At 71.1% G+C, this 19,514-nt stretch carries 20 protein-coding genes; 10 read left to right on the plus strand and 10 right to left on the minus strand.

The genetic code is table 11. The annotated features are described in order from the left end of the window. Position 1: 1 nt before the first annotated feature. From ASE20_RS16095 to ASE20_RS16110, 4 genes are read right to left on the minus strand one after another with little or no spacing between them, the layout of a single operon-like run. Complete coding sequence (locus ASE20_RS16095; RefSeq protein ID WP_056895560.1) at positions 2-805, minus strand: enoyl-CoA hydratase/isomerase family protein; 804 nt, start codon at positions 803-805, stop codon at positions 2-4. Further along, a complete protein-coding gene (locus tag ASE20_RS16100) occupies positions 802-1,617 on the minus strand; it encodes an enoyl-CoA hydratase/isomerase family protein (protein ID WP_200952832.1) in 816 nt (271 codons plus the stop codon). Before ASE20_RS16100 ends, ASE20_RS16095 begins: the two co-directional genes overlap by 4 nt. After that, entirely contained in the window at positions 1,614-2,351 is a 738-nt protein-coding gene (fabG, locus tag ASE20_RS16105) for a 3-oxoacyl-ACP reductase FabG (protein ID WP_056895561.1), read from the minus strand. The genes ASE20_RS16100 and fabG overlap by 4 nt, the downstream gene beginning before the upstream one ends. Continuing rightward, positions 2,348-2,800 (minus strand): MaoC family dehydratase, encoded by a 453-nt coding sequence (locus tag ASE20_RS16110; protein ID WP_056895562.1) that lies wholly within the window; start codon positions 2,798-2,800, stop codon positions 2,348-2,350. The genes fabG and ASE20_RS16110 overlap by 4 nt, the downstream gene beginning before the upstream one ends. A gap of 83 nt (positions 2,801-2,883) precedes the next feature. On the opposite strand from ASE20_RS16110, the gene ASE20_RS16115 reads away from it, so the two are divergent. The 5 genes from ASE20_RS16115 to ASE20_RS16135 are packed head-to-tail and all read left to right on the plus strand — an operon-like array spanning position 2,884 to position 7,750. Further along, on the plus strand, positions 2,884-4,035 hold the full coding sequence (locus ASE20_RS16115) for an acetyl-CoA C-acetyltransferase (protein WP_056895563.1): 1,152 nt from the start codon (positions 2,884-2,886) through the stop codon (positions 4,033-4,035). A 13-nt stretch (positions 4,036-4,048) separates the two neighbouring features. Continuing rightward, entirely contained in the window at positions 4,049-5,206 is a 1,158-nt protein-coding gene (locus ASE20_RS16120; protein WP_056895564.1) for an acyl-CoA dehydrogenase family protein, read from the plus strand. A 7-nt stretch (positions 5,207-5,213) separates the two neighbouring features. After that, positions 5,214-6,401 carry a phosphotransferase gene (locus ASE20_RS16125; RefSeq protein WP_056895565.1) on the plus strand — a complete coding sequence of 396 codons (1,188 nt, stop codon included), beginning with the start codon at positions 5,214-5,216 and terminating at the stop codon, positions 6,399-6,401. Positions 6,402-6,413: 12 nt separating this feature from the next. Then, complete coding sequence (locus tag ASE20_RS16130) at positions 6,414-7,061, plus strand: hypothetical protein (RefSeq protein WP_056895566.1); 648 nt, start codon at positions 6,414-6,416, stop codon at positions 7,059-7,061. Further along, positions 7,058-7,750, plus strand: coding sequence for a nitroreductase (locus ASE20_RS16135; protein ID WP_157538481.1), 693 nt, complete (start codon positions 7,058-7,060; stop codon positions 7,748-7,750). Before ASE20_RS16130 ends, ASE20_RS16135 begins: the two co-directional genes overlap by 4 nt. A gap of 71 nt (positions 7,751-7,821) precedes the next feature. On the opposite strand, the gene ASE20_RS16140 is transcribed toward ASE20_RS16135, so the two are convergent. The 3 genes from ASE20_RS16140 to ASE20_RS16150 all read right to left on the minus strand — a co-directional run bounded on the left by ASE20_RS16140 (position 7,822) and on the right by ASE20_RS16150 (position 9,969). Beyond that, positions 7,822-8,547, minus strand: coding sequence for an SDR family NAD(P)-dependent oxidoreductase (locus ASE20_RS16140; RefSeq protein WP_056895567.1), 726 nt, complete (start codon positions 8,545-8,547; stop codon positions 7,822-7,824). Between the two features lie 29 nt (positions 8,548-8,576). After that, positions 8,577-9,440, minus strand: coding sequence for an SDR family oxidoreductase (locus ASE20_RS16145; RefSeq protein ID WP_056895568.1), 864 nt, complete (start codon positions 9,438-9,440; stop codon positions 8,577-8,579). A gap of 124 nt (positions 9,441-9,564) precedes the next feature. After that, on the minus strand, positions 9,565-9,969 hold the full coding sequence (locus tag ASE20_RS16150) for an SCP2 sterol-binding domain-containing protein (RefSeq protein ID WP_056895569.1): 405 nt from the start codon (positions 9,967-9,969) through the stop codon (positions 9,565-9,567). 144 nt (positions 9,970-10,113) lie between these two features. Between ASE20_RS16150 and ASE20_RS16155 the strand changes: the two genes are divergently transcribed. Then, positions 10,114-10,677: a TetR/AcrR family transcriptional regulator gene (locus ASE20_RS16155; RefSeq protein WP_056895570.1), complete on the plus strand. Its 564-nt coding sequence runs from the start codon at positions 10,114-10,116 to the stop codon at positions 10,675-10,677. Positions 10,678-10,690: 13 nt separating this feature from the next. Here the strand turns inward: ASE20_RS16155 and ASE20_RS16160 are convergent, their stop codons facing one another. Genes ASE20_RS16160 through ASE20_RS16170 form a run of 3 tightly spaced genes read right to left on the minus strand, consistent with a single transcriptional unit; the run spans position 10,691 to position 14,924 of the window. Beyond that, positions 10,691-12,082: an aldehyde dehydrogenase family protein gene (locus tag ASE20_RS16160; RefSeq protein WP_056895571.1), complete on the minus strand. Its 1,392-nt coding sequence runs from the start codon at positions 12,080-12,082 to the stop codon at positions 10,691-10,693. A 14-nt stretch (positions 12,083-12,096) separates the two neighbouring features. Further along, entirely contained in the window at positions 12,097-13,386 is a 1,290-nt protein-coding gene (locus ASE20_RS16165) for a cytochrome P450 (RefSeq protein ID WP_056895572.1), read from the minus strand. Between the two features lie 2 nt (positions 13,387-13,388). Then, positions 13,389-14,924 carry an acyl-CoA synthetase gene (locus ASE20_RS16170; protein ID WP_056895573.1) on the minus strand — a complete coding sequence of 512 codons (1,536 nt, stop codon included), beginning with the start codon at positions 14,922-14,924 and terminating at the stop codon, positions 13,389-13,391. Positions 14,925-15,077: 153 nt separating this feature from the next. Between ASE20_RS16170 and ASE20_RS16175 the strand changes: the two genes are divergently transcribed. The 4 genes from ASE20_RS16175 (at position 15,078) to ASE20_RS16190 (ending at position 19,133) form a co-directional block, all read left to right on the plus strand. Beyond that, a complete protein-coding gene (locus ASE20_RS16175) occupies positions 15,078-15,920 on the plus strand; it encodes an SDR family oxidoreductase (RefSeq protein ID WP_056895574.1) in 843 nt (280 codons plus the stop codon). An 11-nt stretch (positions 15,921-15,931) separates the two neighbouring features. Then, positions 15,932-17,482, plus strand: coding sequence for an acyl-CoA carboxylase subunit beta (locus tag ASE20_RS16180; RefSeq protein WP_056895575.1), 1,551 nt, complete (start codon positions 15,932-15,934; stop codon positions 17,480-17,482). A gap of 68 nt (positions 17,483-17,550) precedes the next feature. Then, positions 17,551-18,225 (plus strand): hypothetical protein, encoded by a 675-nt coding sequence (locus tag ASE20_RS16185; protein WP_056895576.1) that lies wholly within the window; start codon positions 17,551-17,553, stop codon positions 18,223-18,225. 356 nt (positions 18,226-18,581) lie between these two features. Continuing rightward, on the plus strand, positions 18,582-19,133 hold the full coding sequence (locus tag ASE20_RS16190; RefSeq protein ID WP_056895577.1) for a C40 family peptidase: 552 nt from the start codon (positions 18,582-18,584) through the stop codon (positions 19,131-19,133). Positions 19,134-19,514 lie beyond the last annotated feature (381 nt).

Here is a 19,514-nt window from a genome sequence, read left to right on the forward strand (position 1 = left end):
CTCAGTGACCCCGGTAGACGCCGGGGCGGCGCTCGATGACGGCCGACAGCGCCTCGAGGCTGTCGGCCGTGCCCGACAGCTCCGAGACGACACGCGCCTCCTCCGGCATCCGTTCGGCGACGGTGGCTCCGAGCCCGTCCCACACCAGCCGCTTGGTCGCGGCCAGGCCGAGGGGCGGCTGGGCGGCGAGGTCCGCCGCCAGCGCGTCGACGGCGGCGGCGAGCTCCTCGTCGGGCACGACGCGGCTCACGATGCCCAGGTCGCGCGCCTCGGTCGCGGTGAGCGTCGGGTTGGTGAGCAGGATGTCCAGCGCCCGGCGCAGACCGACGATGCGGGCCAGGGTGACCGTCGTACCGCCGTCGGGGGCCATGCCGACCCGGACCGCACCGGAGAAGAACTTCGATCCCTCCGCGGCCACCACCAGGTCGGCGGCGCACACGAAGCCGAACCCGGCGCCGCCGGCGGCGAAGCCCTGGACCTGGGCGATGACGGGCGCCTTCAGCTGGATCAGCGCCGCGGTCGCGAGCTGCAGCCAGGCCGTCGCCTCGCGGAGGTAGTCCGGCAGCCCCTCCCCCTTGCCGAGGAAGGTCTTGACGTCACCGCCGGCACAGAAGTTGCGACCCTCTCCGCTGAGCACGACGACCCGGACGCCCGGCTCCGCGTGGCAGCGGAGCACCACGCCGTGCAGGACACGGAGCAGGTCGGCGTCGACGGCGTTGGAGGCCTCGGGCCGGTTGAGCCGGATCCGGGCGATGCCGTCGGCGATGTCGAGGAGGACCGGGCCCTCCGTCACGATTGCGGTCATTGCGTGTGCTCCTTGGTGTCCTGCTTGCGCCCCGCGAACGACGAGACGCTCGCTCCTCCTGCGTCACCGGCGATGTGCGCGACGACGACGTCGATCTCCAGGTCGAGACCTGTGTCGAGGTCCCCGCCGAGGCCCTCGTGGACCAGCCGCTTGATGCCCTGGACGGCGTCCGGGCGCCTGCTCGCGATGCGGGCGACGAACTCCTCGACGTCACGGTCGAACGAGTCGGCGGCGTACGAGCGGTAGGCCAGGCCCCACTCGACGGCGTCGACACCGGTGATCCGGTCCCCCGACAGCAGGAGTCCGAGCGCCCGTTGGTGGCCCACGATGCGCGGCAGTCGCTGCGACCCACCGCCACCGGGCACCATGCCGAAGTTCACGTGGTTGTCCGAGATCCGCGCATCGTGACGCACGAGGACGACGTCGCAGGCCTGCATCAGCTCGAAGCCGCCGGCCATCGCCACGCCCTCGACGGCAGCGACGACGGGCTGGGAGATCTCACCCACGGCGGCGCACGCATCCCGGAAGGAGCGGAACAGGGTGCGCAGCGCATCAGGGCCCTCGGCCCGCAGCCGCTGGACCTCCTCGAAGTCACCGCCGGCACAGAAGTTGCCGCCTGCTCCACGGATCAGCACCACCCGGACCGCGGGATCCGCGCCGGCCGACCGCAGCGCCTGCTCGAGCGCGACAGCGAGAGCCGTGGTGACCGCGTTCATCGCGTCCGGACGGTCGAGGGTGATGGTGGCGACGCCGTCGGCGACCTGGAGCCGCACCGGGGCCACCCACGGGTCCGGCTGCACGGTGGCGCTCACATGCCCCTCCCGCCGGACACCTCGAGCACCGCTCCGGTCATGTAGCTCGCGAGGTCGGAGGCCAGGAAGGCGACCACGTTCGCGATCTCCTCCGGCTCGCCCGCGCGACGCATCGGGATGGTCGCCTCCGTCGCGGCCCAGGCCTCCGGCGTCATGGCCTCGGTCATCGGCGTGCGGATCAGGCCGGGCTGGATCGCATTGACCCGTACACCGTGGTGCGCGAGCTCCTTGGCAGCCGCCTTCGTCATGCCGACGATGCCGGCCTTCGCGGCGCTGTAGTTCGTCTGGCCGGGGTTGCCCACCTTGCCCGACATCGAGGAGATGTTGATGATGCTGCCGGCCCTCGCCTCGCGCATCACCTCACTCGCCGCCCGGATGCCCAGCCAGGTGCCCTGCAGGTGGACCGTGACCACGGCCTGGAAGTTCTCGAGCGTCATCTTCCTCAGGGACGCGTCCCGGGTGATCCCCGCGTTGTTGACCAGGACGTCGAGCCCGCCGTACGCCTCGACCGCACCGGTGACCAGGCCTGCGACGCTGGCCTCGTCGGTGACGTCGCACGCGACACCTCGCGCCTCCCCCGCGATGCCGGCCGCGGCTGCCGCGGCCTTCTCACCGTCGAGGTCGGCGATGCTCACCCGAGCACCGTGCTCGGCGAGGACCGTGGCGATCGCCAGACCGATGCCCTGGGCGGCTCCGGTGACGATGGCGGAGCGCCCCTCCAGGAGGCCGGTCATCCGAAGTACCGCACGATCGACTGGACCACCGCGGCCGGCTTCTCGGAGCCCTCGATCTCGAAGGTGGTCTCGAGCACCGCCTGGACTGCGCCCTCCAGCGGCGTGACCGTCAGGACCTTCGCCGTCGCGCGGATCTTGCTGTCCACGCGGACCGGCGCCATGAAGCGGACCTTGTCGAGGCCGTAGTTGACGGCCATCGCGACGCCGTCGACCCGGTAGAGCGAGTTCAGCAGTGGGGGCAGCAGCGACAGGGTCAGGAAGCCATGGGCGATGGTCGCACCGAACGGCCCCTCCTTCGCCCGCTTGGGATCGACGTGGATCCACTGGTGGTCCCCCGTCGCCTCGGCGAACCGGTCGATCCGCTCCTGCTCCACGACCATCCAGTCCGAGGTGCCGAGAACGTCCCCCTCCGCCTGGGCGAATGCCGCCAACCCGTCGTAGACCTTCACCGTGAACCGCCTCGCTCCGCGTAGATTTTGAATCAAAACTAAATTATAGTCTGGATTCAAGAACGTCAACGCAGGAGGAACACATGTCCGAGGCCTACATCGTCGAAGCGGTGCGCACACCCGTCGGTCGCCGCAAGGGCGGCTTCGCCGGCGTCCACCCGGCCGATCTCGCCGCCCACTCCCTCAAGGAGCTCGTGGCGCGCGCCGGGGTCGACCCGTCGCTGATCGAGGACGTCGTGCTCGGCTGTCTCGACAACATCGGCGCCCAGGCCGGCGACATCGCCCGCACGTCGGCCCTCGCCGCAGGCTTCCCGATCAGCGTCCCCGGCGTGACCATCGACCGCCAGTGCGGCTCCGCCCAGCAGGCCGTGTCGTTCGCGGCCATGGGCGTGAAGAGCGGCATGCAGGACCTGGTCATCGCGGGTGGCGTCCAGAAGATGTCCCAGTTCCCGATCCTCTCGGCGTTCGGCGCCGGTGAGCCGTTCGGCTCCACCGACCCGTGGACCGGCTCCGAGGGCTGGCAGGCGCGCTTCCCGGGCGAGGAGATCTCCCAGTTCCGGGGCGCCGAGATGATGGCCGAGCACTGGAAGATCAGCCGCGACGACTGCGAGGAGTGGGCCTACCAGAGCCACCAGCGCGCGCTCGCCGCGATCGACGCCGGGTACTTCGAGAAGGAGATCAGCCCCTTCGCCGGCGTCAGCGTCGACGAGGGTCCGCGCCGCGACACCACGCGGGAGAAGATGGCCGAGCTGCAGACGCTGACCCCCGACGGCATCCTCACCGCCGGCGTGGCCTCACAGATCTCCGACGCCTCCGCGGCCCTGCTCATCGCCTCCGAGGCCGCCGTCAAGGAGCACGGCCTCACCCCCCGAGCGCGCATCCACCACGCCTCGGTCCGCGGCGACGACCCGGTCATGATGCTCTCGGCGCCGATCCCGGCCACCCAGTACGCCCTCAAGAGGGCCGGCCTGACGATCGACGACATCGACGTGGTCGAGATCAACGAGGCCTTCGCGCCGGTCGTGCTGGCGTGGAACAAGGAGCTCAACGCCGACCCCGCCAAGGTCAACCCGAACGGCGGTGCGATCGCGCTCGGCCACCCGATCGGCGCGACCGGCGCCCGCCTGATGGTCTCGATGCTCCACGAGCTCGAGCGCACCGGTGGCCGCTACGGCCTCCAGACCATGTGCGAGGGCGGCGGCCAGGCCAACGTCACCATCATCGAGCGACTCTGAGAGGAGCACGACCATGGAGCGCACCCTCTACGACGAGGACCACGAGGCCTACCGGGAGACGGTGCGGGAGTTCCTCACCCGCGAGGTGGTCCCCCACAAGGACCAGTGGGACGACGACAGGTGGATCCCCCGCGAGGTCTTCAAGGCCGCCGCCGAGGCCGGTGTCTACGGACTGCAGATCCCCGAGGAGCACGGCGGCAGCGGCGTGACCGACTACCGCTACCGGCTGGTGGTCAGCGAGGAGGTCGCCCGGGCCAACGCGATCTCCTTCGGCGTCACGCTGGGCCTCCAGGACGACCTGTTCCTGGCCTACCTGCTCGGTCGTGCCGACGAGGAGCAGAAGAAGCGCTGGCTGCCGAGGTTCGCCGCCGGCGAGCTGATCGGCGCGCTGGCGATGACCGAGCCCGGCACCGGCAGCGATCTCCAGGGCATCCGGACCACGGCCCGCAGGGACGGCGACCACTGGGTCGTCAACGGCCAGAAGACGTTCATCTCCTCGGGCATCATGGCCGACCTGATCGTGCTCGCCGTGCGGACCGACCCCGAGGGCGGCTCCAACGGCTTCAGCCTGCTGATGGTCGAGGCCGACTCCACACCCGGCTTCGAGCGCGGCCGCAAGCTCGACAAGATCGGCCTGCCCGCCCAGGACACGGCCGAGCTGTACTTCACCGACGCCCGCGTCCCGGCCGAGAACCTGCTCGGCGAGGAGGGCCAGGGCCTGAAGTACCTGATGAGCCACCTGCCGCGCGAGCGGCTCGGCGTCGTCGCGCAGTCGATCACCACGGCGCGGGTCACCCTGGACCAGACGATCGCCTACCTCAAGGACCGCACGGCCTTCGGCAAGCGACTGATCGACTTCCAGAACACCCGCTTCGAGCTCGCCGAGATGGAGACCGAGCTCGACGTCGCGCAGGCCTACGTCGACGCGTCGGTGCTGGCCTTCAACGAGGGCAGGCTCACGCCCGTCGAGGCCGCCAAGGGCAAGTGGTACGTCAGCGAGCTGATGAAGCGCGTCGTCGACCGCTGCCTGCAGCTGCACGGTGGCTACGGCTTCATGCGGGAGTACCCCGTGGGCAAGGCCTACGTCGACACCCGCATCCAGACGATCTACGGCGGCACGACCGAGATCATGAAGGAGATCATCGGTCGTGACATCGCCGGCGGGAAGTAGGAGCGCCGTGGCACTCAGGGACACCCTCTCCGTCGCCTCGATGGTCGGCCACGTCGCGGCCACCGTGGCCCTCGAGCGCGTGGGTCCGCCGCCGCGGCTGGACCGGCCCGGCGCCGTACCCCCGCGAGCCGAGGCCGTCACGACCGCATGGCTCACCGAGGTGCTCTGCGGCGAAGCGGCCGGCGCCACGGTGACCGACGTCGAGATCCTCGGTGGGAGTGACGGCACATCCTCCCGCCGCGCCTTGCGGGTCACCTACAACGAGGCCGGCAGGGCCGCCGGCCTTCCGACGCGCCTCTTCAGCAAGGCAGCGGCCGGTCTCTTCTCCCGCATCCTGCTCGGGCTCACGGACATCGCCGAGGGCGAGGCGCTCTTCTACAACCGCGCCCGCCCCGGGCTCGAGCTGCGCAGCCCGCGCGCCTTCCACGCCGGCTTCGACCCCCGCAGCCGCCGCTCCTTCGTCCTGCTCGAGGACCTCTCCGTGGCGGGTTGGACCTTCCCCGACCCCGAGCAGAACACCGTGACTCGCGCCGACGCCGAGGACATGGTCGCCGAGCTGGCGTCGTACCACGCCGATTTCTGGGCCAGTCCGCGCTTCTCCGCGGACCTCAGCGCCCTCAAGCCGGCCCGGCGCTGGCAGGACGACCTGGATCGGCGCGCGTCCTTCCGCGCCCGGACACTGCGCGGGTTCGACCGCGCGCTCGAGGTTCTCCCGGAGAGGATGACGGCACGGCGGGCGGAGGTCTACCCGGCCTTTCATCGTGCGCTGGATCTCCACGCGCGCGGTCCCGAGACACTGCTCCACCAGGACCTCCACCTCGGCAACTGGTTGCGCGATCCCGACGGCCGCATGGGGCTCTACGACTGGCAGTGCGTCGCGCGCGGCCACTGGGCGCTCGACTACTCCTACGCGATGGCCGGCGCCCTCGAACCCGCCGACCGCCGCGAGTGGGAGGAGGACCTGCTGCGGACCTACCTGGCACGCCTGCGCGACGCGGGCGTCGACGCGCCGTCGTACGACGCCGCCTGGCTCGCCTACCGACAGCAGCCCATGCACGCCTTCGCGTTCGGGCTGTTCACCCTCGGCGGCAACCGCTTCGAGCCCGAGCTGCAGCCGCGGGAGTACACGCTTGCCGCGATCGGCCGGATCGGCGCGTTCCTCGACGACCACGCCACCCTCGACGCACTGGCCTGAACGGGAGCGACCTTGTCCACCAGCGGCACCTGGCCCTTCACCCTGCTGGAGCCGGCCGACGACTTCGACGAGGCGTCGTACGTCGCCCTGCTCGGCGAGCTGCGCGGCTTCCTCGACGCATTCGCCGGGTCCTCCCCCGACCCAGCCGGGACCGCACGCCTGGCCGCCGACCTCCGGCGGTGGAGGACCGCCCTCGCGGAGCGTCACGCACCCGCATCGAGCGTCCCCTACGGCCAGCTGCACGGAGCGGACGACCACGGGCTCGCAGCAGTCCCGGCGGTCGAGGTGCACACCGAGGCACCGGGCACCCTCGACGCGACCGTCCGCTTCAGCCGCTGGTACGTCGGGGGCGGTGGCGCCGTCCACGGCGGCCACCTGGCCACCACGATCGACGGGCTGATGGGCCGCACCCAGATGGCCGACGGGTGGATCGCCCGGACGGCCCGCCTCGACGTCAGCTACCGCGCGCTGACGCCGGTGGACGAGCCGGTGCACTGCGAGATCCGAACCCGGCGCACGGAGGGCCGCAAGAGCTTCCTGCACGGCCGGCTGTTCCACGGCTCCACGACGTACGTCGAGGCCGAGGCGCTGTTCGTCCGCGTGGCACGCTACCCCGGCAGCGCTCGCGAGCCGGGGGCCGGGACACTGGAGGCATCATGAGCATCGAGACCATCACGAGCGACGCCGCCGACGCCCTCGAGCAGGTGCTCGCGTCGCGCTACAGCTGCCGCGGCTTCCTGCCCGACCCCGTCGCACCCGAGACCCTGCGCCGGATGTTCACGATGGCCCAGCGCACGGCGTCGTGGTGCAACTCGCAGGCCTGGCAGGTCCACCTGCTCAGCGGCGCCGACACCCTCGCGCTGTCGGAGCGGCTCGTGGCCCGCGTGCCCGCCGGGCCGGAGCAACCCGACATCCCCGGCCCGGAGCGCTACGAGGGCGCCTACCAGGACCGCCGCCGCGCCTGCGGCGGCGCGCTCTACACGGCCGTCGGCGTGGCGCGGGACGACATGGAGGGCCGGGTCCTGCAGATGCTGGAGAACTTCCGGTTCTTCGGAGCGCCGCACGTCGCCGTCGTCACCAGCCCGAAGGCGCTCGGCACCTACGGCGTCATGGACTGCGGCGGCTACGTCGCCAACCTGCTCAACGCGGCCGAGGCGCTGGGCGTCAACGCCATCGCCCAGGCCGCCATCGCGATGTACGCCGACGTCGTGCGCGACCAGCTGGCGATCCCCGAGGACCGCTCGATCGTGTGCGCCGTCTCGCTCGGGCACGCCGATCCGAGCCACCCGGCCAACACCTTCCGCACCGAGCGCGAGGACGTCGACATCGCGGTGACCGGGCTCCCCTGAGCCCTCGCGCTGCGGTGGTCCCTGACCCAGAGCACCGTTCCGCGGACGAATTCGGTGCGGGTGCCCCGGGACTATCGTCCGCCGGCGACCCGCAGCGTCGTCGCCGTGACGTACGACGCCGCCTCGCTCATCAGCCACGCGACGGCGTCGGCGATCTCGGCCGGCTGCCCGGCGCGGCCGAGCGGGATCTGGGGGGCCATGCGGTCCACCCGGCCGGGGTCGCCCGTCGTCGCGTGCAGCTCGGTCGCGATGAGTCCCGGTGCCACCGCCACGACCCGGATGCCGCGGTCGGCGACCTCGAGGCCCAGGCCACGCGTGAGCAGGTCGAGACCGGCCTTGGCCGCGGCGTAGTGGACGTACTCCCCCGGCGAGCCGATCGTCGCCGCACCGGAGGTGATGTTGACGATCACCCCGCCGCGGTCCAGGCGCTGGAGGGCTGCGCGAGCGAGCAGGATCGGTGCCGTCAGGTTCACCTCGATCGTGCGGCGCACCTCGTCGGCGGGCGTCTCGGCGAGCGGGGCGAACCGGTAGGTGGCGCCTGCGTTGTTGACGAGCCCGGTCAGCGGACCGAGCTCGTCCGCGGCCGAGAGGAGCGCCTCGATCCCCTCGTCAGTGGTGAGGTCGCCCGCGACCGAGACGCAGCGCACGCCCGCCTCGCGGACCGAGGCGACGGTGGCCGCCGCGCTCTCCGTGTCGCTGCGGTGGCCGAGGACCAGGTCATGTCCCTCCGCTGCCAGTCGGGCGGCCACGGCCGCGCCGATCCCACGGGTTCCTCCGGTGACGACGGTGAGCGGCATGAGCCCATCATCCCGGGCCTGCCGGCAGGTCAGCCGACGGGGTTGCGCCCCACCGTGACGTCGGTGAGTTCGCTGATCTCGGACCACCGCTCGGAGACCTCGCGCAACGAAGGCGGCTCGGAGAAGGCGGCACCCTTGTTCTGGAACTGGGCCACGCGGTAGACCTGCCCGCCGCCCGCGACGAGGACCGCGCCGGTCTCGGTCGACTCCTCGGTCAGCAGGTAGGCCACGACCGGCGAGACGAAGGCCGGCGGCAGCTTGTCGAGCAGCTCCTGCGGGGCGATGTCGGCGGTCATCCGGGTCGCGGCCATCGGCGCGATGGCGTTGACCTGGATGCCGTCGCGGGCCCCCTCGATGGCGAGGGTGTTCAGCAGACCGACGAGGCCCGCCTTGGCGGCGCCGTAGTTGGCCTGTCCGAAGTTCCCGAACAGCCCGCTCGTCGAGGTGGCCATCACGATCCGGCCAAAACCCTGCTCGCGGAAGTGCGGCCACACCGCCTTGCTCATGAAGTAGCCACCGTCGAGGTGGACGGCCTGGACCAGCTTCCACGCGTCGGCGTCCATCTTGGCGAACGAGGTGTCGCGCAGGATGCCGGCGTTGTTGACCAGCCCGTGCACGGCACCGAAGGCGTCGATCGCGGTGGCGACGATCGCGGCCGCTCCCTCCTCGGTCGCGACGCTGTCATAGCTGGCGACGGCCTGGCCGCCGGCAGCCCGGATCTCCTCGACGACGGTGTCGGCCATCGCCGTACCGGCTCCGCTCCCGTCACGGGAGCCGCCGAGGTCGTTGACGACGACCTTCGCCCCGACACTCGCCAGGAACAGGGCGTAGTCCCTTCCGAGACCACCCCCGGCACCCGTGACGATGACGACCCGACCCTCGACTCCGGCCATGCCGACGCCTCCTCGCTCCGCCGGCGCACGGCCGGACTTCTTTGATATCGAATTCAAATTAGAATATCGCAACGGACCGCCGCCCGGCAGGAAGCAGCGGTCCGTTGCGGTCCGGGGGACCGGCTCAGGCGACGACCAGGTCCTGGCGGCCGTCGGCCTCCAGGGTCGCGACGTACTTCGGGAAGAGCTTCTTCCCGAGCGGGGCCAGCTTGAGCAGGCTGGCGACGTTGCCGTCGACCTTGATCTTGCCGCGAGCCATGGACAGCGGCAGGTTGACCTTGCCCTGCCAGTAGGCGCTGCCGAGGTCCGCGGTCATCCTCATCGTCGCGACCGGCTCCGCCATGCCGGCGCCCTCGCCGATCTCCTGCTTGCCCATGTCGATCACCACCGCGGCGTCGGGCTCGGTGAACTCGAACTTCACCACGATCCCGGTCGCGGCCATCTTCGGCCCGATCTCCGGGTCGTCGAAGCCTGCCTGGAAGACGCCACCGATGTAGCGGCGGACCTCGTCCGCATCCTTGAAGGCCATGGGGACTCCTCCATCCCTCAGGGAGCCACTCGGCGTGCGCTCCGTCACCCGTCGACCGTAACATAAGTTAGGTTATGGCGACAGGGGTGCGCCGGCCGGAACGAGGGGCGCCCTACGATGTGGCGCAGAGCGGGAGGAGCAGTCATGACCGAACGGCAGGTACGCCGCAACGAGGCCCTGCGCGACTCGTGGTTCGACGCCGCCCACCAGATCCTCGCCACGGAGGGGTACGGCGGCCTCAAGCTGGCGCCGTTGTGCAAGCGGCTCGGCGTCACGACCGGGTCGTTCTACCACTCGTTCGACAACTGGCAGGACTTCACCGACTCGCTGCTCGCCAACTGGCTGCGCGAGCGCACGGAGCTGCTCGCCGAGATCGCGCGGCAGGACCCCGACCCCATCAAGCGCCTGCAGCTGCTGATCTCCAACGTCGTCGCGTTCAACCACCGCGCCGAAGCGGCCATAAGGGTCTGGGCCGGCGTCGACGACAAGGTCGGGGCCATCCAGCGCAAGGTCGACGAGGGCCGCTACGCCGCCGCGCTCGAGGCGCTCGAGGCGCTGGTCGGGCCGGACCTGGCGCCCGGCTTCGCCGTCTGGGGCCTGAGCACGGCGGTCGGCTACGAGCTGCTCTCGGACGCCCACCCGCCCGAGCGCCTGCAGTGGGCACTCGGGCGACTGCTGGAGAACGTCGAGGCTGCCGCCAAGCGGTAGGCAGCCGCTGCCCTCAGAAGAGCCTGCGCATCAGGGCGCGCGCCTTCGGCCCGTAGGGCGGGTAGACGATGGACGGGTCGGGCCTGAAGCCCTTCACCGCGACCGACTTGCGGTGGCTGAGGGCCTGGAAGCCCCACTCGCCGTGGTAGGCGCCCATGCCGCTCGCCCCCACGCCGCCGAAGGGCAGGCTCGGGATGAGGTAGTGGATCGCGCAGTGGTTGACCACGGCCCCGCCGGCCGGGATCTCCTCGACCAGCCGGTCCGCCACGGACCGGTCCTTGCTGAACACGTACAGGCCCAGCGGCTTGGGCCGCCCGTTGACGAAGCCGATCACCTCGTCGACCGAGGCGAACCCGCGGACCGGCAGGATCGGGCCGAAGATCTCCTCGGTCATCGCGGGCTCGTCGACGGCGGGGTCGACCAGGATGGTCGGCGTGATGGTCAACGCCTCGGGGTCGGTGACGCCGCCCTCCACCACCACCCCCGACGTCTTCTCGAGGTAACCCGCCAGGCGGTCGAACTGGCGCCGGTTGACGATCCGCTTCGGCCCCTCCTCCGCGGTGAAGGTCGCGATCGTCTCGCGGATCTTCGCGACGAGCTGCTCCTTGACCGAGTCGTGCACCAGGACGTAGTCGGGCGCGATGCAGGTCTGGCCCGAGTTCATCAGCTTCACCCACGCGATCCGGCGGGCCACGACGTCGAGGTCGGCGTCGGCGGTCACGATCGCGGGACTCTTGCCGCCGAGCTCGAGGATCACCGGGGTCAGCGTGTCCGCAGCCCCGGCCATGATCTTGCGACCGATCTCGGTGCCACCGGTGAAGAAGGCGTGGTCGAAACCGAGCGCGAGCAGGGCCTGGGTGGTCGGGCCGTCGCCCTCGACCACCGCGAAGGCGTCCGTGTCCAGGTACTCCGGCAGTGCCTCGGCCATCAGGCGCGACGTCGCCGGGGCCACCTCCGACGGCTTGAGCACGACACAGTTGCCGGCCGCGAGCGCGGCGACCATCGGGCCGAGCGAGAGGTTGACCGGGTAGTTCCAGGGACCGATCACCAGGGCGACGCCGAGCGGCTCGTACTGGATCCGCGCACTCGCCGGCATCTGGGTCAGCGGCACCCGCCGACGCTGCGGGCGCATCCACCGGCGCAGCTGCTTGATCGCCAGCTCGGCCTCGCCCTTCGGCGGCGCGATGTCGCCGAACCACGACTCGAACGGGCTGCGGCCCAGGTCGGCCGCGAGCGCCTCGGCGATCTCGGTCTCCCGCTCGGCGAGGAAGCGGACGATGCCCTCGAGCTGCGCCCGGCGCCACTCGTACGAACGGGTCCGCCCGGAGGCGAACGTCCGCCGGAGTCGAGCGATCAGGTCGTCGAGCCCGGCGTCGTGACCGGTGGCGGCGGTGGTCTCAGTCATGGTGGTGTCCTCGCTCAACGCAGGGTGTAGGGCATCCGCTTGACCGCGCGGACGAAGTTGCCGACCAGGTACTCGGGCTCCCCGACCTCGAGGGTGGGCGCGCGGTGCAGCAGGTTGTCGAAGATCTCGCGGAGCTGGATCTTGGCGACGAAGTTGCCCATGCAGAAGTGCGGACCGCCTCCCCCGAAGCCGACGTGCGGGTTCGGGTCGCGCAGCACGTCGAACCTGTCGGCGTTCTCGAAGACCGACTCGTCGCGGTTGCCGGAGGAGTACATCATCGCGATCCAGTCGCCCTCGCGGACCTGCGCGCCACCGAGCACCGTGTCCTGGGTGGCGGTACGACGGAAGGTCATCACCGGCGAGGCCCACCGGACGAACTCCTCGATCGCCGTACCGATCCGGCCCTGGTAGTCCTCGAGGAGCAGCGCCTTCTGCTCCGGGAACTGCTGGAGGGCGCGGGTCGTGAGGCTGATCGAGTTGCGGGTCGTGTCGTTGCCCGCGACGGACAGGAGCACGAAGAAGGCGCCGATCTCGTCGTCGGTCAGCTTCTTGCCGTCCACCTCGGCGTTGACGAGGCCCGACATCAGGTCGTCCTGCGGGTTGTTGCGCCGCTCCTCGGCGAGCTCCATGCCCATCATCAGCAGACCGACCAGCGACTCGTTGAGGACCTCGCCGGGCTCGCGGCCCGCGGCGACCTCCTCGTCGGCCCACGACACCATGCCGTCGGCGTGGTGCGCGGCCTCGAGCCGCTTCTCGACGTCGGTCAGGCCGATCATCTCGTAGATGGTCCACATCGGCAGCCGCTTGGAGACCACGTCGACGAAGTCGCCCTCGGGGTTCGCGAGCAGGTTCGTGACGATGTCGTGCGCCTGCCGCTTGATCTGGTCCTCGATCGTCTTGACCCGCTTCGGGGTGAACGCCGAGCTGACCAGACGACGGATCACCGGGTGCCGCGGCGCGTCCATGCCCAGGAAGCTGCCCGCCGCCTCGTTGACGTCCTCCGGCACCTCCTCCATCTGGAAGCCCTGACCCGAGCAGAACAGGTCGGTCCGCTTGCTGACCTCCTGGATCAGGGCGTGGCTGGTGACGACCCAGACGCCCTCGTTCTCCGACGGGATCAGGGCGCCCTCGATCGGACGGTGCCAGCTGATCGGCGCCTCGGCCCGGAGCTTCTTGAAGGTGACCTCGCGCTCCTCGGCGGTCTGCGCCCAGAACGAGAGCTCGGAGATGCTGTCGGGGTGGAAGGTGCGCGGCACGGTGACCTCGGGCGCGCTGTCCTCGGTGGCGTTCTCGGTGACGGTCATGGTCAGACTCCTGTCGGGACGTAGAGCTTCTCGAGCTCGCGCTTGACGAGCTTTCCGGTGGGCAGGCGCGGGATCTCGGCGATGAAGTCGACCGAGCGCGGCGCCTTGAAGTGGGCGATCCGCTCGCGCGTGTAGTCGATGAGCTCCTGGGCGAGCTCCTCCGACGCCGCCGACGGGTCCTTGAGCTGGACCACGGCCTTCACCTGCTGGCCCATCTCCTCGTCGGGGACGCCGATCACGGCGACGTCGTAGATGGCCGGGTGCAGGGTGAGCACGGCCTCGACCTCGGCCGGGTAGATGTTCACCCCGCCCGAGATGATGGTGAAGGACTTGCGATCGGTGAGGAAGAGGTAGCCGTCCTCGTCGAGGTAGCCGAGGTCACCGACGGCCGTCCACGTCTCGTGGACCGGGTGCGTCGCCTCCGCGGTCTTCTCCGGGTCGTTGTGGTACTCGAACGGACGCGTCTCCCGCTCGAAGTAGACCGTGCCGACCTCGCCGGCGGGCAGCTCGTTGCCCTCGTCGTCGCAGATGTGCGCGACGCCGATCATCGCCTTGCCGACCGTGCCGCGCTTGCTGAGCCACTCCGGCGAGGAGACGAAGGTGATGCCGTTCTGCTCGGTGGAGCCGTAGTACTCGAAGACCACCGGTCCCCACCAGTCGATCATCGCCTGCTTGACGTCGGGCGGGCAGGGCGCCGCGGCGTGCACGGCGAGCCGGAGGGCGTCGTGCCGGTACCTCGCCCGCGTCTCCTCGGGGAGCTGGAGCATCCGCACGAACATCGTGGGCACGAACTGGGCGCACGTGACGCCGTACTGCTCGATGGCGGCGAGCGCGCCCTCGGCGTCGAACTTCTCCATCATCACGACGGTGCCGCCCAGGGAGTGCACGGCGCCGCTCCACTTGAGCGGGGCGGCGTGGTAGACCGGCGCCGGCTGCAGGTAGACGTCGCCCGGTCCGACCTGGAACGGTCCGCCGAGCAGGCCTGCGATCGGGTCGCCCGGCTGGTCGACCTGGATCGGCAGCATGGCCTGCTTCACGCCCTTCGGGCGTCCGGTCGTGCCGGAGGAGTACATCATGTCGGAGCCGCGGGGCTGGTCGGTGAGCCTCTCACCGGCGCCTGCCAGCAGCTCGTCGTACGACGCGTAGCCGGCGACGTCACCCCCGAAGGCGAAGGCGTGCTCGACCTGCGGGGAGAGCTCGCGGACCCGTCCGGCGACCGGTACGGCGGCGGAGACGACGAGCGCCTTCGCCCCGCTGTCGCCGACGATGTAGGCGATCTCGTCGGCACTGAGATTGCGGTTGACCGGCGTGATGTAGAGGCCTGAGCGCAGGCAGGCCCAGTAGATCTCGAAGCACTCGGCGGCGTTGTCGGTCAGCATCGCGACGACATCGCCCTTGGCCAGTCCGAGGGCGTGCAGTGCGCTGGCGAGCCGCGCCGAGCGGTCGTCGAGCTCGCCGTAGGTGATGGTCCGTCCCGACCCCGTCATCACGACGGCCGGGTGGTCGGGGTTCGTCGCCGCGTGGACTCCTGGGTACATCGGGGCACCTTCCGATTTTCGAAGCTGGATGAGATTCCCGCCTGTGGGAGGCGTCACACGCTACCGTAACTTGAGTTATGCTGGACGTCCAGAGTTCGCCTTGTCACATCGCGAACTTTCTGATTCCATCTTAAAAAAACTCCTGGAGGCGACATGAGCTCATCGACCGGAACCCGCAGCCTCGACGGCAAGCGGATCGCCATCACCGGCGCTGGTCGCGGCATCGGGCGGGCCACCGCGGACGAGCTGCACCGCCGCGGCGCCCTGGTCGCGATCGGTGACATCGACGTCGACGCCGCGAAGGACGCGGCGACCGCGATCGGCAGCGACGTGACCGCCCACCACGTCGACGTCACCGACAGCGACTCCTTCGCCGCCTTCCTCGCCGACGCCAAGCAGGCCATGGGCGGCCTCGACGTGCTGGTCAACAACGCCGGCGTGATGCCGATCGGGCACTTCCTCGACATCCCCGAGTCCACGGTGCGCCGCGCCGCCGAGATCAACCTGCTCGGCCCCACCCTCGGCATGCGTGCGGCGCTGCCCGACATGCTCGCCCAAGGGCGCGGCCACATCGTCAACGTCGCCTCGGTGGCCGGCAAGGCGGCGGTGCCCGGCGGTCTCTACTACTGCTCGCACAAGGCCGGCGTCATCGCGCTGACCGAGGGAGCGCGACTCGAGTTCGGCGGCCGCGGGATCGACTTCACCTGCGTGATGCCGTCGTTCACCAACACCGACCTGATCGCCGGCACCAAGGGCACGAAGTTCCTCAAGAACGTCGAGCCCGAGGACGTCGCGAGGGGCATCGCCGAGGCGATCGAGCACAAGCACAAGGACGTCTACCTGCCCCGGTCGCTGCGCCAGATCACCTTCACCCAGACCCTCACCGGTCGCCGGCTGCGCGACTTCCTCAACCGTCGCCTCGGCGCCTACGACACCTTCCTGGACATCGACCAGACCGGTCGCGCGGCGTACAACGACCGGATCAACAAGAGCTGAGATCCCCCTCGGTGAACGAGACCGGCCCCCACCCGCACCACGCCGCGCACGCCGCGCTCCTCGACGAGGCGCGCGGCGAGGCGGTCCGGCGTCAGCACGACCGCGGCAAGCTGACCGCGCGGGAGCGGATCGCCCTCCTCGTCGACGAGGGCACCTTCCGAGAGATCGGCGCCCTCGCCCGCCCCGAGGCGCCCGGCCCTCGCGGTGAGCCGCTGCTCGGCGACGGCATCGTCACCGGCACGGCGCGGATCGACGGGCGGCCGGTCGTGCTCACGGTCAGCGACTACACGGTCGCCGGCGGCAGCAACGGCCTCGTCGGCAACGAGAAGTGGCGCCGGTGCGCCGAGATTGCCGCGACGCGCGGCATCCCTCTCGTCATGCTCCTCGACGGCGGCGGGCACCGCATCCACGAAGGGCTCGACGCGCGCGACTTCGCCGGCGGCTTCGACATCCAGGAGATGCAGACCCGTCTCAGCGGCTGGGTGCCGATGGTCGCCGCGATCCTCGGCCCCGGCTACGGCCAGCCCACCCTGGCCGCGTCGATGTGCGACTTCGTCGTCGCGGTCCGCGGGATCTCGAGCATCGGCATGGCCCCGCCGGCCCTGGTGCGGGCGGCCACCGGGGAGACCACGGACGCGGAGGCCCTCCACGGCGCGGACGCGCAGGCGTCGTACGGCTCCATCGACCTCGCGGTCGACACCGAGGAGGAGGCACTCGACGCCCTGCGCTGGTACCTCGACCTGCTGCCCTCCAACGCGGAGGCGGAGCTGCCGCGCGAGGTCGCCGCACCGCCCCGGCCCGACGCCGCCGCAGCCATCGACAGCGCCGTGCCCGCAAGCCTGCGGCAGGCCTACGACATGGCCGAGGTGATCACCGGCATCGTGGACGAGGACAGCGAGGTCGAGCTGAAGGCCGCCTTCGCGCCCAACCTGATCACCACGCTCGCCCGGGTCGAGGGGCGCCCGATCGGCATCGTCGCCAACCAGCCCCTGGCCCTCGCCGGCATGCTCGACGCGGACGCCGCCGACAAGGCTGCCCACTTCGTGTCCCTCTGCGACGCCTTCGGGATCCCGCTGCTCGTGCTCATCGACCTGCCCGGCCTGGCCGTCGGGGCCGACGCCGAGCGTTCCGGGCTGGCTCGATCGAGCGCACGTCTCTCGCTCGAGCTCGGGTCGGCGACGGTGCCGACGTTCACCGTCGTCGCCCGCAAGGGCTACGGCGGCGGCTACGTGATCATGTCGGGCGGGCGCACCTTCCACCCCGAGCTCGTCGCGGCCTGGCCGCACGCCGAGACCGCCGTGATGGCGCCGGAGACCGCGATCGAGCTGGTCTTCCGGCGCGAGCTCGCCGAGTCCGAGGATCCCACCCAGCGCCGCAAGGAGCTCGCCGAGCAGTTCCGCGGCCAGCTCGGCGCGGTGCGCGGCGCCGAGGGATTCGGGTACGACGTCGTGCTGCGCCCCAGCGAGACCCGGGCCTGGCTGGCCGACCTCCTGCCGGTCCTCCCCCGGCACCGGATGATGCAGTCCCTGACTCCGCGCCGCCACGGCGTGGGGCCGCTCTGACCTCCCCTTGTGGTCCGCCGGGGACCGGCGCACACTGCAATTGGGGGGCCTCGGGAAGGAAGCGCACCATGAGCGACAGCAGCGGACCCGGCGTCGACACCCTGGCCGACACCGTCACGGAGACCCACGACGTGCTCACCACCCGGCTCGCCGACGCCGAGGCGTGCCGGCCGACGCGGGAGCTCCCGCGTGACCGGATGCGGGCCACGGACCCGTTCCTCGCCAGCACGTCCCGGCACGTCGCGGCGGTCAACGCCGTGCTCGGCCCGGCCGCCCGGCGCCACCTGCCCGACGGCCGCCGCCGCACCCGGGAGCTCGCCCGCCAGAGCCGGCGCCTGGAGGGGGCGCTGTTCCAGACCAAGTCGAAGCTCTACGGCTCGACCTTCGTCGTACGCCGGCCGTGGGCGTCGATCTGGCACGAGGTCGGCGAGGAGCTCGACGCCTTCTGGACCCTCGAGCGCGGCCTCGTCGACGACCTCGCGACCCGCACCTCCGTCGCCGACCGCGACGCCCTCGCGGAGCGCCTGTTCCGGGCGGAGCGCCACGTGCCGACGCGTCCTCACCCCTACCTCCCCCACCGCGGGGTGACGGGGCGCGTCGCGCGGCAGGTCGCGCTGCGGGTGGACCGCTTCTGGGACACCGCCGAGGGGCGGATGGTCCCCGAGCCGGTGCGGCCGCACCGTTCGCGCGAGGGCCGGATGACCCAGTACCTGCTCGCCGACCCGCACGTCGAGGGACACTGACAGGAACCACTGCTAACTGTGGCAAGCAGCGCCGAACGCGCCCTGCGTTACGGTGAATTCACGTGAGGATCGCCACCCCGGGAAGGTGACCGGGGCCACTGCGCTAACTATTGCAAGCATGCGGCAATGGTGGCGTACAGCCCTCCCCGACCCGGGGAGGCCGCCCACGCGCGCCGAGGCCCGTGACGACGTGGAGCGACATCGCACAACGATGAAGTAGTCACGGGCACGGGAGAACCGAGCACCACGCCGTCCGCACGCGGACGGCTCGGGGCGAAGGAACCACAGGTTCCGGGGCACCAGCAGCCCTAGCCCGACAGGTCACCTCTCGCAGGCGTCGCTGCGGAGAAACTCCGATGTCCACCACCTTCAGCCGCGCTGCCGCGCGCCTCCTCGTCGTACCGGTCGCCACGTCGGCGTTCCTCGCCAGCCCGGCCCCGGTCTCCCACGCCGAGACCCGCACCGTCGCCGTCTCCTCCCCCGGCCTCGCCGCCGACGCGACCACCCAGGCCCGCCTCGACACCCGCCGTGACCTGCGCGCCGCGCGGATCGCGCACCGCAAGAGGTTCGGCAACCGCGTGGTCGCCAAGGCCCGCAGCCGAGCCGGCAGCCCCTACGTGTACGGCGCCACCGGCCCCCACGCCTTCGACTGCTCCGGCCTGACGCAGTGGGTCTTCCGCAAGCTCGGCAAGCACCTGCCCCGCACCTCGGGCGCCCAGGCCGGCGCCGTACGCCGGGTGCGCCACCCGCGCCGCGGCGACCTGGTGTTCTTCACCAGCGGCGGCCACGTCTACCACGTCGGCATCTACGCCGGCCACCACATGCTGTGGCACGCCTCGCGCCCGGGCCACCCGGTCGCCAAGGAGCGGATCTGGACCTCGTCGGTCTTCTACGGCCGGGTTCGCTGACCCACCGGACCACCTGACCACTGACCGTCGGTCCCTCGTATGAGGAGGGGCCGACGGTCGGCCCTTTCGGCTCTTCGACGCGTTCGTCGGTCGCCTTCCGGGATCGTCGGCGCGATGCTGCAGTTGGTCGGTGGTGGCGTCCTCAAGCGGCAGCGACGGGGCGAGTCGGGTGGTGGGTCGGGTCCGGCGGCTGGGTTGCGGCCGGTCGGGGGTGGCGGCGCGTGGTGACCCCCTCGAGTGGGCACATACCGCAGAGATCCGGCCGTTTTTTCTGCGGTCTGTGACCACTCGAGGGGGTCACCGGCGCGCAACACGCTGACACGGGCCGGGCGGCCGCGTCAGCGGCGGCGCGGACGAAGTCCGCGCCGACAACCGCGCCGC

It is taken from the genome of Nocardioides sp. Root240, from assembly GCF_001428825.1.
GTDB lineage: Bacteria > Actinomycetota > Actinomycetes > Propionibacteriales > Nocardioidaceae > Nocardioides.